13 protein-coding genes are annotated in these 13,132 nt (G+C 72.9%); 6 read left to right on the top strand and 7 right to left on the bottom strand.

What is annotated here, in order from left to right:
• Positions 1–134: 134 nt before the first annotated feature.
• Both GWK25_RS34965 and GWK25_RS34960 read right to left on the bottom strand, forming a co-directional pair.
• The gene (locus tag GWK25_RS34965; RefSeq protein WP_215455515.1) at positions 135–968 is read right to left on the bottom strand and encodes a hypothetical protein; all 834 of its coding nucleotides are present in this window, start codon (positions 966–968) and stop codon (positions 135–137) included.
• Between the two features lie 223 nt (positions 969–1,191).
• On the bottom strand, positions 1,192–1,728 hold the full coding sequence (locus tag GWK25_RS34960) for an HNH endonuclease (RefSeq protein ID WP_086753161.1): 537 nt from the start codon (positions 1,726–1,728) through the stop codon (positions 1,192–1,194).
• Between the two features lie 315 nt (positions 1,729–2,043).
• On the opposite strand from GWK25_RS34960, the gene GWK25_RS34955 reads away from it, so the two are divergent.
• Complete coding sequence (locus GWK25_RS34955) at positions 2,044–3,144, top strand: mechanosensitive ion channel family protein (protein ID WP_215455514.1); 1,101 nt, start codon at positions 2,044–2,046, stop codon at positions 3,142–3,144.
• A 135-nt stretch (positions 3,145–3,279) separates the two neighbouring features.
• Here GWK25_RS34955 and GWK25_RS34950 read toward each other — a convergent pair whose 3' ends face one another.
• From GWK25_RS34950 to GWK25_RS34940, 3 genes are read right to left on the bottom strand one after another with little or no spacing between them, the layout of a single operon-like run.
• Complete coding sequence (locus tag GWK25_RS34950) at positions 3,280–4,641, bottom strand: ABC transporter permease (RefSeq protein WP_215455513.1); 1,362 nt, start codon at positions 4,639–4,641, stop codon at positions 3,280–3,282.
• Positions 4,638–5,351 (bottom strand): ABC transporter ATP-binding protein, encoded by a 714-nt coding sequence (locus GWK25_RS34945; protein ID WP_215455512.1) that lies wholly within the window; start codon positions 5,349–5,351, stop codon positions 4,638–4,640. The genes GWK25_RS34950 and GWK25_RS34945 overlap by 4 nt, the downstream gene beginning before the upstream one ends.
• Positions 5,348–5,881, bottom strand: a complete 534-nt coding sequence (locus GWK25_RS34940; protein WP_215455511.1) for a PadR family transcriptional regulator — start codon at positions 5,879–5,881, stop codon at positions 5,348–5,350. Before GWK25_RS34940 ends, GWK25_RS34945 begins: the two co-directional genes overlap by 4 nt.
• Before the next feature lie 208 nt (positions 5,882–6,089).
• Between GWK25_RS34940 and GWK25_RS34935 the strand changes: the two genes are divergently transcribed.
• The 3 genes from GWK25_RS34935 (at position 6,090) to GWK25_RS34925 (ending at position 9,003) form a co-directional block, all read left to right on the top strand.
• Complete coding sequence (locus GWK25_RS34935) at positions 6,090–6,326, top strand: hypothetical protein (protein ID WP_215455510.1); 237 nt, start codon at positions 6,090–6,092, stop codon at positions 6,324–6,326.
• Positions 6,327–8,456, top strand: coding sequence for a 4-alpha-glucanotransferase (gene malQ / locus GWK25_RS34930; protein WP_215455509.1), 2,130 nt, complete (start codon positions 6,327–6,329; stop codon positions 8,454–8,456).
• A 289-nt stretch (positions 8,457–8,745) separates the two neighbouring features.
• Complete coding sequence (locus GWK25_RS34925) at positions 8,746–9,003, top strand: hypothetical protein (protein WP_215455508.1); 258 nt, start codon at positions 8,746–8,748, stop codon at positions 9,001–9,003.
• Between the two features lie 84 nt (positions 9,004–9,087).
• Here GWK25_RS34925 and GWK25_RS34920 read toward each other — a convergent pair whose 3' ends face one another.
• Positions 9,088–9,663 carry a TetR family transcriptional regulator gene (locus GWK25_RS34920; RefSeq protein WP_215455507.1) on the bottom strand — a complete coding sequence of 192 codons (576 nt, stop codon included), beginning with the start codon at positions 9,661–9,663 and terminating at the stop codon, positions 9,088–9,090.
• A 110-nt stretch (positions 9,664–9,773) separates the two neighbouring features.
• On the opposite strand from GWK25_RS34920, the gene GWK25_RS34915 reads away from it, so the two are divergent.
• On the top strand, positions 9,774–11,360 hold the full coding sequence (locus GWK25_RS34915; RefSeq protein ID WP_215455506.1) for an FAD-dependent monooxygenase: 1,587 nt from the start codon (positions 9,774–9,776) through the stop codon (positions 11,358–11,360).
• Positions 11,361–11,509: 149 nt separating this feature from the next.
• On the opposite strand, the gene GWK25_RS34910 is transcribed toward GWK25_RS34915, so the two are convergent.
• Positions 11,510–12,028, bottom strand: a complete 519-nt coding sequence (locus tag GWK25_RS34910; RefSeq protein WP_215455505.1) for a MarR family winged helix-turn-helix transcriptional regulator — start codon at positions 12,026–12,028, stop codon at positions 11,510–11,512.
• Positions 12,029–12,139: 111 nt separating this feature from the next.
• Here GWK25_RS34910 and GWK25_RS34905 point away from each other — a divergent pair, with 111 nt between their 5' ends.
• On the top strand, positions 12,140–13,132 hold the full coding sequence (locus GWK25_RS34905; RefSeq protein ID WP_251829181.1) for an EamA family transporter: 993 nt from the start codon (positions 12,140–12,142) through the stop codon (positions 13,130–13,132).

Raw genomic sequence — 13,132 nt, 5'->3', positions numbered from 1 at the left:
TAGGAAAGTTTCCTATCGGATGCCAGGACGATAGGACTAGACCAGGCGAGCGTCAATATCCGGCCATGAAAAAGCCCCCGGGTGGCGCGGTCGCCGTCCGGGGGCCGGGGTGCGGTGCCCTTACTCCACGTCGACTACTTCACGTCGACGAAGTCCGCCGCGGACGTCTTCGCCGCGGTGGTGGACGTACCCGCGAACTTGTAGCGGTACGAGCCGTCCTTCGACGCCTTCACGGTGGTGGACAGGGCCCCGCCCGTCCCGGAGGTCACCGTCTTGACGTCGGTGTAGGCGGCGGCGCCCTTCGCCTTGAACTGGAGGGTGACCTTCTGGCCCTTGTAGCCGGCGTACCTGCCGGTGTTCCAGTCGGCACGGGTGAGCGCGCCCTTGACGGTCAGGGTCCTGCCCTTGACGACCGGCTCCGGGGTGGCGTTCACCGTGACCTTGGAGATGCGCTGGAGCCTGGCGGTGCCGAGGTTGCCCCAGACGTCGGTGCCGCTGTGGAAACCGATGTGTCCGTCGGAGTCGTCCTCGTCGATCGCGGACTCCATGTAGAGGGCGGCGGCCTTCCACTCGGTGGCGTCAGCGGCCGTGTAGAGCTGGCGGGGGTCGATGGTGAGCTTCGTCGAGCAGGACTCGGTCACCGTGGTGTCGGTCGTCGCCGTCGTCGTGCAGACGGGCTTCCGGGAGGAGTCCTCGACGACGTTGGCGGGATCCGCGAGCCTGCCCCGGTAGAGGGCGACGCCCAGGAAGGTGTTCTTGTAGTCGATGACGAAGTCGTCCGGCCGGGTGAAGCTGTACGTGACCGGCACGGTCACCTCGGCCCTGGTGCCGACCGCGATCGGCTTGCCGCTGTTGACCGTGATGGCGCCGAAGGCCAGAGCCGGCGAGTCGGCCAGCGCGGCGGGCGCGGCGACGCCGGTGAGAGCCAGGGCGCCGGACACGACGGCGCCTATGGCGAGCTTGTGCATGAGTCCCCACATTCGTGGCGGGCCCCTGGGCGTTGAGCTCCAGAACAAGGGCCCGCTGTGGGGGTGACACTAGGCGATCATGCATGCGAAGGGAATGCGGGGTACCTGTGAAGACGGTTCCGAAGGCGCAGGTCAAGCGGATGCGAGCGTTCCAGGTGACCCCCGCGATGGGTACCGGGTGCCCCTGCGGCGAGGGCACCCGGCCATGCAAAAACCCGGACCGTCAGGCGGAGATGCCGTCGATCCGGGCCAACGCGTCGTCCGCGCCGAACGGCTGCAGGTACGGCAGCCAGCGCGGGTCCCTGTGCCCCGTGCCGATGATGCGCCAGGCCAGCCCGGTGGGCGGTGCGGGTTTGTGGCGGAGCCGCCAGCCGATCTCGACGAGATGGCGGTCGGCCTTGACGTGGTTGCAGCGGCGGCACGACGCGACGACGTTGTCCCAGACGTGCTTGCCCCCGCGACTGCGTGGGATGACGTGGTCGACGCTGGTTGCGACGCCACCGCAGTACATGCACCGGCCCCCGTCGCGGGCGAACAGCGCCCGACGGGTCAGAGGAACGGGCCCCCGATAGGGAACCCGGACGAATCGCTTGAGCCGGACCACGCTGGGTGCGGGGACTGTGACGGTCGCGCTGTGCAGATAGGCGCCGGATTCTTCCAGGGAGACGGCCTTGTTCTCCAGGACGAGGACGAGCGCGCGGCGGAGCGGTACGACGCCGAGCGGCTCGTACGACGCGTTGAGGACCAGGACGTGCGGCACGGATGCCTCCTTGTACGCCGGCGGCGCGTGGCTCGCGCCGTGGACGATCCGTAGTCAGTCTCCCCTCAGGCCTGGTGAAAGCGCCACCATGTCCCGGTAACGGGCTGGGAGTGTTTTCGACCACACCTCATTCATCCCCCGTCGTGTGCGCCCTTCACTCCCTGGTGAGCGCCCTGTCTCCCTCGAACATGGCGGCGACCTCCACACAATGCCCCGTTAGTGTGGTGGGCCTGCCCGTCCGGTGACCTTTCCGTGACCCGATGGATCTTGACCGCCGTGCCGGAAGGCAGATAACGCACCTTGGAGGTTCCCGCCGTGCCGTCCGTTTCTTCCCTGTCCCTCCTCCTGGCCGCCGCCGCGCCGTCGCCGTCCCCCTCGGAGACGGCGACGACACCGGCCGTGCCGTCGCTGGAGGACGCACAGGAGAGCGCGACCAACGCCGCCAGCTGGGTGGAGGAGAACTGGTCCACATGGCTGGCCATCGGTCTCCGCGTCCTGCTGATCGTGGTGATAGCGGCGGTGCTGAGAGTGGTGGTCCGGCGGGCCATCACCAAGCTCATAGACCGGATGAACCGCTCGGTGCCGGGCGTCGAGGGGGGCACCCTCGGTGGTCTGCTGGTCAACGTCGAGCGCCGCCGCCAGCGCTCCCAGGCCATCGGCTCGGTGCTGCGCTCGGTCGCGTCGTTCCTGATCCTGGGCACGGCCGCCCTGATGGTCCTCGCCACCTTCGAGATCAACCTCGCCCCGCTGCTGGCCTCCGCCGGTGTCGCCGGCGTCGCCATCGGTTTCGGCGCCCGGAACCTGGTCACGGACTTCCTCTCCGGTGTCTTCATGATCCTTGAGGACCAGTACGGCGTCGGTGACACCGTCGACGCGGGCGTCGCGTCCGGCGAGGTCATCGAGGTCGGCCTGCGCGTCACCAAGCTGCGCGGCGACAACGGCGAGATCTGGTACGTCCGCAACGGCGAGGTCAAGCGCATCGGCAACCTGTCGCAGGGCTGGGCCACGGCCGGCGTCGACGTCACCGTCCGCTACGACGAGGACCTCGACAAGGTCCGCCGCACCCTCGCGGAGGTCGGCGAGGCGATGAGCAAGGAGGAGCCCTGGAACGAGCTCCTGTGGGGCCCCATCGAGGTCCTCGGCCTCGACGACGTGCTCCTGGACTCGATGGTCGTCCGCGTCTCCGCCAAGACCATGCCGGGCAAGGCCCTCACGGTCGAGCGGGAGCTGCGCTGGCGCATCAAGAAGGCCTTCGACGCCGCCGACATCCGCATCGTGGGCGGTGCCCCGGCCCTCGCGGCCGACGAGGACGCCGACCCGGCGGCCGGTGTGGCGCCCCCGTCGGCCTACGCGTCCACCACATCGCCGCAGTCGGAGCGGGCGACACCGATCGCGCCCTCGGGCGTGCCGAAGTAGCGCGTAGAGGCGTGCGCCATGGTGTGTACGCCCGTGGGGGCGCCTGGATCTCTCCAGGCGCCCCCTTTTCTTTTCCGACCCCTGTTCCGTGCCCCAGGAGCACCCCCGTTTCCCCTGGGACACCGGACGGGGACCCTATGCGTACCGCAGCTCGGTGGGACGGACCGTCCGGCGCAGCAGCGGCAGCGACGTGGCCGCCGCCAGCAGACAGACGCCGTACACGGCGACGGGCACCAGCAGCGCCCCGTACGGCATGACCGAGAAGTCGCTCATGCCCAGTGCGTACCCGAAGGCGATCACCGTGCCCCCGGCCCCTGCCAACAGCACCGTGGGCGCCAGTGGCAGCGCGGTCTCCAGGAGCAGTGCCCGGCCCAGCGTCTCGTGCGGCACCCCGGCGGCGACCTGCGCGGCCAGCCCCTGACGGCGCGTGGCGAGCGACTCGGCGGTGCCCACGGCCAGTCCGAACAGCGTGACGGCGAAGCCGACGATGATGGCGGCGGCGGTGAAGTTCAGGCCGGTGTAGTAGAAGTCCGCCCGATCGAGCAGGTAGTCGTGCCTGCGGATGTCCGAGAGCATCCCCTGCCGTACGCCGACGTACCCGCTGCCGACCACGGTCCCCATGACGACGGCCGCGTGGATGCGGGCCGAGGCCCAGGGGTCGTCACGCAGCCGCTCGGCGGCGATCAGCACCGCCGGATTCCCGGTGCGCCTGGCGAGCAGTTGCCCGGTGAGCCTGGAGACGGTGCCCGAGAGCAGCACCACGCCCGCGCCCACCGCGAGCAGCGCGCCGCAGAAGAGCAGCGCAGACTGGCCGGACTTGTAGTCGGGCATGTCCCGGTTGGTGTTGGCGACGGCGACCAGCGTCGTGAGCACCAGCAGTCCCACCGCCCCCAGGAACACCCACCCGGGTCGCCGGCCCGTGCTCGGCGTGACCCGGCGCACCCAGCCCAGCGGCGAGGCAACCACCCGGCGCAGGGCCAGCACGCTCACGCCCGCGCCCGCCACCGGCACACCCAGGGCCATCAGCGCGATCACGATCCAGGCCACCACGCTCGGGCTTCGCCACTCGCTGAGCAGGAACACCACGAAGGCGACGGTCGTGACCAGGGAACCGGCCAGGCAGGCCAACCCTGTCTCCAACGCCGCGATCCGGCGTACCTGTCCCGCCGAGGCGCCCGCCAGCCGCAGTCCGGCCAGGCGCCGGTTCCGGTGGACGGCGCCCACCCGCGTGCACTGGCCGAGGAACCCGAGCACCGGAACGAGCAGGAGCAGCAGGGTGGCGATCACCCCGGAGCGCTGACCAGGGTTGTCCAGCAGACCGTTGGCCATGCCCACCCGGTACCGGCCCTCCAACGAGGCCAGCACGCCCGCCGCCAGTCCGAGGGCAGTCGCCAGCGCGGCGCCCAGGCCTGTCAGCGACACCCGCCACCACTCGCGCCGGTCCGAGCCCTGCGTCAGCAGCAGGGCGAGGCGCGCATCGTTCGCCAGGGTGCTCACCGGGACACCTCCAGGGAGGCGTCGGCCTCGGAGACAACGACCCCGTCCCGCAGCGTGACCTCGCGGTCCGCGTACGCCGCGGTCTGCGCGTCGTGCGTGATCAGCAGCACCGCAGTGCGGGACTCCCGGGCCGCGTGTGTCAGCGCCGCCATCACCTGCTCGCTCGCCAGCGAGTCCAGCGCCCCGGTCGGCTCGTCCGCGAACACCACCCTCGGCCCGGTCACCAGCGCCCGCGCCAGCGACACCCGCTGCGCCTGGCCGCCGCTCATCTCCCCGGGCCGCTGCTCCTCCTGCCCCCGCACCCCGAACCGCTCCAGCCACTCGCCGGCCCGCTCCCGCGCGGTGCCGCGGTCCGTGCCGGCCAGCAGCAGCGGCAGCGCGACGTTGTCGACGGCCGTGAGCTCGGGTATGAGCTGGCCGAACTGGAAGACGACCCCGAAGTCCGTCCGGCGCAGCTCGCTCAGGTCCTTCTCGGGGAGCTGGTCGAGCCGCTTCCCGGCGTACGCGACCGAGCCCTCGTCCGGCCGGACGATGCCCGCCATGCAGTGCAGCAGCGTGGACTTCCCGCTGCCGCTGGCCCCCGTGACGGCGAGGATCTCGGCCTCCCGGAGCTCCAGCGAGGCGCCCCGCAGCGCCCGTGTCCTGCCGTGCTCCTTGACCAGTCCGCGGGCCGTGAGCACCGGCGAGGGACGGGTGTTCTTCTCGGTCATGCTGCGTCGACCTCCGCGGTCAGGGTGATCAGCCGGGCCGCCGTGGTGTTCATCCAGCGGAGGTCGGCGTCGAGGTGGTTGAGGGCGTAGTCGGCCGCGAGCACGGTCGAGAGGTCGGCGCCCGGCGCGGTCTTCACGGCGGTCAGCTCCCGCATGCGCGCCATGTGCGCGGTGCGTTGCCCCCGTAGGTAGGCGGCCGGGTCGCCGTCGGTGAGGATCGAGACGACGAGCTTGGCGAAGATCTCGTTCGTCACGAACGGCGCCGGCGCGGTGATCTCCCCGGCCCACCTGGCCAGCTCGCGCGCCCCCTCGTCCGTCGAGCGGTACATCGTCCGTTCCGGGCCGCTGTCCGCCTCGGTGCCGTCGACCTCGGCGAGCCCGTCGCGGACCAGCCGCTGCAGGGTCGTGTAGACCTGCCCGTAGGCCAGCGGACGGGCCTGCGGGAAGCGTTCGTCGTGCCGTCGCTTGAGGTCGTAGCCATGGCTCGGCCCTCTGGCGAGCAGCCCCAACAGGATGTGACGGGTGCTCATGCCCCTCAGTATGCACTGAGTATATGTACTGAGTGAATAGCTGGCCCCGGAGCGGCCCCGGAGCGACCCCGGCGTGTGTTCCGGATCCGGCGAGGAAGTGAACAAGCCCACGATGTCCGCCCGCCCACGTCTGCGGCGGCGCGCGCTGGGTAGGGCTGGAGTACCCCGGACCCGCACCCCATCGCCGTACGACGACTAGGAGGCCCCCGTGGCCACGACCACCCCCCTGCCGACCCAGGCCCGCTCCAAACGCGAGGCGGAGCCCTACGAGCTCCACGAGCCGCACGTCTGCGTGTTCAGCGCCGAAGGGCCCTGCGCCGACGTCCCGCTCACCAGCGAACCGCCGCTCCCGGACGCGGCCCCCCTCACCAGTGAGCCGCCCCTCGCCGACGCGGCTCCCCTCACCAGTGAACCCACGTCCCACGGCGCCGCATCGGGGGTCTAGATGACAGAAGACCCAGGGGGTTCGGGCCCGGCGCCCGAGACCCCGCTGGCCCGGCTCGCCGCCCTGCACGGCGTGGCCACCTCCTACAGCCCCTCACCGGACCGAACGGTCGCGGCCTCGGACGGTGCGGTCGTGGCCGTCCTCGCCGCGCTCGACGTCGACGCGAGCACCCCCGAGGCCGTGTGCACCGCCCTCGCCGCCCGCGAACGCCAGATCTCCGCACGGCTGTTGCCGCCGACCCTGGTCCAGTGGACCGACGGCGGACCCCCGGCCGCGCTGGCCTCCCTCCCCGAGGGCACCCGGCTGCGCGTCGAGACCGAGCAGGGCGAACTCCGCTCGACGACCGAGCAGCTGCCCCCGGGCGTGCACGCCCTGCGCGCCACCACCCCCGACGGCCGCACCGCCGAGGCCCACCTCGTCGTGGCCCCGGCTCGGCTGCCCGCCCCGCCCGGCCGCACCTACGGCCTCCTCGTCCAGCTCTACTCCCTCCTCTCGCGGCGCAGCTGGGGCATGGGCGACCTCGGGGACCTCGCCGAGCTGTCCGCCTGGGCCGGCCGCGCCCTCGGCGCCGGCTTCGTCCAGGTCAACCCGCTGCACGCGGCCGTACCCGGCGCCCCCACCGACCCCTCCCCGTACCGCCCCTCCTCCCGCCGCTACCCGGACCCCGTCCACCTGCGTGTGGAGGACGTCCCGGAGTACGCCTACGCCCTCGCGGAGGCCGCTGCCTCGTCCCCCGACGACCGCGACCGCCTCGGCGCGCTGTCGGAGCGGGCCGCGCGCCTGCGGGACTCCGTGCTCGCCAAGGGTGAGCTGATCGACCGGGACGCGGTGTGGGACCTCAAACGGGAGGCCCTGGAGCTGGTGCGCGCCGTCCCGCTCGGTCCCGGGCGGCGAGCCGCGTACTGGGACTTCCTCGCCGAGGAGGGCCAGGCGCTGGAGGACCACGCCACCTGGTGCGCGCTCGCCGAGGTCCACGGCTCCGACTGGTCGCGCTGGCCCGCCGGCCTGCGCGACCCGCGCTCCGCCGAAACCGCCCGCGCCCGCGGCGAGTTGATGGACCGCGTCGACTTCCACACCCGCCTCGCCTGGCTCACCGACGCGCAGCTCGGCACCGCGCAGCGCTCCGCGCGCGACGCCGGCATGCCCATCGGCCTGGTGCACGACCTGGCGGTCGGGGTCCACCCCGGCGGCGCCGACGCCTGGGCCCAGCAGGAGTACTTCGCGGCCGGCATGTCCGTCGGCGCGCCCCCCGACGCCTTCAACTCACGGGGCCAGGACTGGGGCCTGCCGCCCTGGCGCCCCGATCGTCTCGCCGAATCCGGGTACGCCCCCTACCGGCACCTCCTGCGCGCCCTGCTGCGCCACGCGGGCGCCCTCCGCATCGACCACGTCATGGGTCTGTTCCGCCTCTGGTGGGTCCCGCAGGGCGAGGCCCCGACCGAGGGCACGTACGTCCGCTACGACGCCGACGCCATGCTCGCGATCCTGGTCCTGGAGGCGGGGCGGGCCGGCGCCCTGGTGATCGGCGAGGACCTGGGCACGGTCGAACCCGGCGTCCGCGAGGCCCTCGACGCCCGCGGGGTGCTGGGCACGTCCGTGCTCTGGTTCGAACGGGACTGGGAGGGCACGGGCCGCCCGCTCCCGCCCGAACGCTGGCGCGCGAACTGTCTCGCCACCGCCACCACGCACGACCTGCCGCCCACCGCCTCCCGGCTGACCTGCGACCACGTCGACCTCCGCCACGGTCTGGGTCTGCTGACCCGCTCCCTGGAGGAGGAACGGGCGGAGGCGGCCGCCGACGCGGGGGAGTGGCTGGCCGTCCTCGCCCGGCTGGGGCTGCTCGACGGGGCCGGCGGGGGGATCTCCACGACCTCCGAGGAGGCGCAGATCCAGGCGCTCCACCGCTTTCTGCTCCGGACCCCCGCGCGCATGATCGGCCTCTGGCTCCCCGACGCGCTCGGTGACCGGCGACCGCAGAATCTGCCGGGGACGTGGGATCAGTACCCGAACTGGCGTCTGCCGATCGCTGACGCGGAGGGGCGGGCGGTGACGCTGGAGGAACTGGCCGCGTCGCCCCGGTTGCACGCGTTGGTGGATGTGCTGCGGGGGGTGGGTGGGGGCGCCTCATAGCTCGGAGGGCCGGGTGCGTCGGCGGGTGCCCTCCGGTGGGGCTTCTCGCGCAGTTCCCCGCGCCCCTGAAGGACCAGGCCCTGCGGGCCTGGAAGGCGGTGGGTCCGTGGGGGGAAAGCGCGGGGCGCAGCCCCCTGCTTTTCCAGGGCGCGGGGAACTGCGCGAGCAACCACGACGCACCCGCACCCGCCCGCGAAACCGGCACCTCCCGAGCTGTTGGGCGCTCCCGCATCCCGCAAGGCGCCCCCCCGCCCGCGCGCGCCCCACCCACGTTCGTTACCTTTAGCGCGTGGACAAGAAGAACGCCCTGCGCGCCGGCGCCCTGGCTGCCGGTACGACGCTGATGATGCTGCTCATGTCGTCCCCCGCCCTCGCGCTGACGCCCGACGACGGCGACGACCCGGGCCCGGGCCTCAGCGTGATCGAGACGCTCGGCCTCTTCGTCGTCGCGCCGCTCGCCCTGTTCGCGGTGATCACCGGCCTCGTCATGGTCCTGGACGGCTCCACGGACCGTCAGCCGAAGGCCAAGGCCAAGGCGAAGGCCTGACCGCCTGGCGCCACACCTTCCTCAACACGTTCGGCCGAGGGCACCCTCCGCACACCAGTGCGCCGAGGGTGCCCTCGTCGCGTGCTACGCCCGGTGCGCCGTGAGATACCGCTGCACCGTCGGCCCCATCCACTCCACGATCTCCTCGCGGCTCAGCGCCACGGTCGGCGGGAACCGCAGGACGTAACGCGTCAGAGCCAGCCCCAGCACCTGTGACGCGCAGAGCGCGGCCCGGGTCCCCGCCTCCTCGGGGTGCGGGCACACCTGCCGGGCGAGCGGCAGCAACTGGTCCCGGAAGACCCCCTGCATCCGTTCGGCGCCCGCCTGGTTCGTGGTGCCGACCCGGAGCATCGCGGTGAGCATCTCGTTCTCCTCCCAGAGGTCGAGGAAATGGCTCACCAGCACCCGGCCCACCTCCCGCGCGTCGATCGCGCCCGGGTCCGGCAGCCGCAGGTCGACGTCGAGCGCGGCGGCGTACAGCCCCTCCTTCGAGCCGTAGTACCGCATGACCATCGACGGATCGATCCGGGCGTCCTTGGCGATCGCCCGGATGGTGGCCCCGTCGTACCCGTCGGCCGCGAACCGCTCGCGCGCCGCCCGGAGGATCGCGTGCCGGGTCGCGTCGGACCGGCGGGGTGTGGGTGCTGCCGTTTCGTTCATGCCAACAAACGTAGGCCAACAGCTGTTGACAGTCCAGGGCTGCGTCTCTACGTTTGACAACAGGCGTTGGCCAACAACCGTTGACCAACATGTGTTGGCAGGAGGCCGCCATGAACGGCAAGCGCGACGACGACACCACCCGCACCCCTCGCCCCCAGAACGCCCAGGACAACGCCCAGGACGCTGACGACCCCCACGGTGTCGTCGTGGTGGGCGCTGGGCCCACCGGGCTGCTGCTCGCCGGCGACCTCGCCGCCGCCGGTGTCCCCGTCACCCTCGTCGAGAAGCGCGAGCACCGGATCAGCAACCTCTCCCGGGCCTTCGTCGCACACGCCCGCACCCTGGAGCAGCTCGACGCCCGGGGCCTCGCCGACGAGCTGGAGGCCAGGGGCCGGCGCCTCGACCGCATCGCCCTCTTCGGGCGCCTCTCCGTTCGTCTCGACACCCTTCCCTCGCGCTTCAACCACCTCCTGGTGATCCCGCAGTACGAGGTCGAGGAGGTTCTGCAGCGGCGGGCGGTGGAGGCCGGGGTGCGGTTCCGGTACGAGACGGAGGTGACGGCGATCCAGCAGGGCGAGGGCGTGGGCGGCGCCGGGGGCGCGCACGGTGTCGCGGTCGACGTACGGACGGCGGACGGGGGCACCGGCCGACTGACCGCCGCGTACGTCGTCGGGGCGGACGGGCACCGCAGCGCGGTCCGCGAGGCGGTGGGGCTGCCGTTCCCGGGGAAGTCCGTCATCCGTTCCGTGGTCCTCGCGGACGTACGGCTCGACGAACAGCCGGAGGAGGTGCTGACCGCCAACGCCGTCGGCGACGCCTTCGCCTTCATCGCGCCCTTCGGCGACGGCTACCACCGGGTCATCGGCTGGCACCGGGGCCGTGACGTCCCGGACAGCGAGCCGCTCGACCTCGACGAGGTCAGGGAGATCACCCGGCTCGCGCTCGGCCGCGACTACGGCATGCGGGACGCCCGCTGGATGTCCCGTTTCCACTGCGACGAGCGCCAGGCCCCCGCGTACCGGGTCGGCCGGGTCTTCCTCGCCGGTGACGCCGCCCATGTGCACACCCCGGCCGGCGGGCAGGGCATGAACACCGGGCTCCAGGACGCCGCCAACCTGGGTTGGAAGCTGGCCGCTGTCCTGGGCGGCCACGCGGACCCCGCCCTCCTCGACAGCTACCAGGCCGAACGCCACCCCGTCGGCAGGGCCGTGCTCCGCAGCAGCGGCGGCATCGTCCGTCTCGCCATGGCCAAGTCCCCCTGGATGCTGGCGCTCCGCACCGCCCTGACCACCTTCGTCAACCACGTCCCCCCGGCCCGTACCCGCGCGGTCGGCCAGATCACGGGCATCGGTTACCAGTACCCCGCGCCACGCGGCGCCCACCGCCTGGTCGGCACCCGCGTACCGGACGTCGCCCTCTCCACCGGCCGCCTCTACGAGGCCCTGCGCGGCGGCCGCTTCGTCCTCGTCGGCCCGCGCGGCGCGGACCGGACCACCGCCCTCGACGGCCCGCGGGGTGCGGACAGGTCCCTCGTTCTCGGCGCACGCAAGGACCGCCTCGCCGCGGCGACCTGGACGAGCGACCGCCGCACCACCGTCCTCGTCCGCCCGGACGGCTATGTGGCCTGGGCGGCGGAGGACGCGGACGACGCGGCGGTCGAGGGGGCGCTCGCGCAGTGGGTGGGCGCGGCAGCCTGACGGGTTTCGCCGGACTGGTGGCTCGGGCGGGGCGGCTCATGCGGGCGGCTCATGCGGGCGGCTCGGGCGGGCGGCCGCACAGGCGGCGCCTCAGGACCCGATCAGGACCCCGTCCCCGTCATCGCTCAGGGCCCGCCCCCCGTCACCGCTCAGGACCCCGCCCCCACCACCAGCAGCCTCAACAGGTCGGCCAGTTGGCCGGCCTGTTCCTCGTTCAGGTGGGCGAGCGCCTCGGTCTGGACGGCGACGCCAGCCGCGACGGCTTCGTCGATCAGGCGCAGGCCCTGCTCGGTGAGGGTGACCTGGAGGGCGCGGCGGTCGTGCGGGTCGGGGGAGCGGCGCAGCAGACCCGCGCGTTCGAGCTTGTCGAGGCGGCCGGTCATGCCGCCGGTGGTGAGCATGAGCGTGGCGGAGAGCTGGCGCGGCGAGAGCGTGAACGGCTCGCCGGAGCGCCGCAGGGTCGCGAGCACGTCGAACTCGCCGCGCGAGATCCCGAACCGCCCGTAGGTCTTCTCCATCAGGTCGCCGAGGGTCCGGGAGAGCCGGTTGACGCGGCCGAAGACCGCCATCGCGGTGGTGTCGAGGTCGGGCCGGGCGGCCGCCCACTGGTCGATGATCGCGTCGACGGGGTCGCGGAGCGGCTGGTCGGGCTCGGAACGCGGGTTCATGAGGTGAGTATCGGACGCCGATGGGTCGGCCGCAAGAAAGTAGCTTGACGGAAAGTTGCTTAGCGCTAAGCTAATGGAAAGTAAGCTAAACCCTCGGGAAGGACGCGTCCCATGACCGCGCACACCGCGTACGCCGCACCCGCCGCGAGCCGGCTCCCCCTCATCGCCCTGACCGCGCTGGCCCCCATCTCCTGGGGCACCACCTACGCCGTGACGACGGAGTTCCTGCCGGCCGACCGTCCCCTGTTCACGGGCCTGGTGCGGGCGCTCCCGGCGGGTCTGCTGCTCCTGGCGATCTCCCGCACGCTGCCGCGCGGGATCTGGTGGGGGAAGGCCGCGGTGCTGGGCGCGCTGAACATCGGCGTCTTCTTCCCGCTGCTCTTCCTCTCCGCCTACCGGCTGCCCGGCGGAATGGCGGCGGTCGTCGGCTCGGTCGGCCCGCTCTTCGTCGCGGGTCTGGCGACCGTGCTCCTGGGGGAGCGGCCGACCCTGCGCACCCTCCTCACCGGGATCGCCGCCGCCCTCGGCGTCAGCCTGGTCGTCCTGAAGGCGGCGGGCGCGCTGGACCCGGTCGGCTTGGTGGCGGCGCTGGCCTCCACGGCCTCCATGTCCACCGGCACGGTCCTCACCAAGCGCTGGGGCCGCCCGGCCGGTGTGGGGCCGCGCGCCCTCACCGGGTGGCAGCTGACCGCGGGCGGCCTGCTGATCGCCCCGCTCGCCCTGCTCGTCGAGGGCGCGCCCCCGGCCCTGGACGGCCGGGCGATCGGCGGGTACCTCTACCTCGCCCTCGCCAACACCGCCGTCTCCTACTGGCTCTGGTTCCGGGGCATCGGCCGCCTCTCCGCCACCCAGGTCACCTTCCTCGGCCCCCTCTCCCCCCTGACGGCGGCCGTGGTCGGCTGGGCGGCGCTCGGGCAGGCCCTCACGCCCCTCCAGCTCCTGGGCATGGCCATCGCCTTCGGCGCGACCGTCCTGGGCCAGCTCCGCCCCGGCCCGACCGCGCCCAGGACCGGCCCCGCCACGGACGGCCGCTCACCGCGCCGCTCACCGCGCCCGACGACGGCGGCGGGTGGCGCCCGGACGACGGCGGGGGGCGCCCGGTGA

It is taken from the genome of Streptomyces sp. ATCC 21386 (assembly GCF_018728545.1).
Taxonomy (GTDB): Bacteria; Actinomycetota; Actinomycetes; order Streptomycetales; family Streptomycetaceae; genus Streptomyces.
This window is presented reverse-complemented; position numbering and strand designations above follow the sequence as displayed.

What these genes read in the sequence shown, in the direction of transcription:
- GWK25_RS34965 (WP_215455515.1), bottom strand. Translation starts at nt 968, where the DNA reads ATGCACAAGCTCGCCATAGGCGCCGTCGTGTCCGGCGCCCTGGCTCTC.
- GWK25_RS34945 (WP_215455512.1), bottom strand. Translation starts at nt 5,351, where the DNA reads ATGACCGAGAAGAACACCCGTCCCTCGCCGGTGCTCACGGCCCGCGGA.
- GWK25_RS34940 (WP_215455511.1), bottom strand. Translation starts at nt 5,881, where the DNA reads ATGAGCACCCGTCACATCCTGTTGGGGCTGCTCGCCAGAGGGCCGAGC.
- malQ (WP_215455509.1), top strand. Translation starts at nt 6,327, where the DNA reads ATGACAGAAGACCCAGGGGGTTCGGGCCCGGCGCCCGAGACCCCGCTG.
- GWK25_RS34920 (WP_215455507.1), bottom strand. Translation starts at nt 9,663, where the DNA reads ATGAACGAAACGGCAGCACCCACACCCCGCCGGTCCGACGCGACCCGG.
- GWK25_RS34915 (WP_215455506.1), top strand. Translation starts at nt 9,774, where the DNA reads ATGAACGGCAAGCGCGACGACGACACCACCCGCACCCCTCGCCCCCAG.
- GWK25_RS34910 (WP_215455505.1), bottom strand. Translation starts at nt 12,028, where the DNA reads ATGAACCCGCGTTCCGAGCCCGACCAGCCGCTCCGCGACCCCGTCGAC.
- GWK25_RS34905 (WP_251829181.1), top strand. Translation starts at nt 12,140, where the DNA reads ATGACCGCGCACACCGCGTACGCCGCACCCGCCGCGAGCCGGCTCCCC.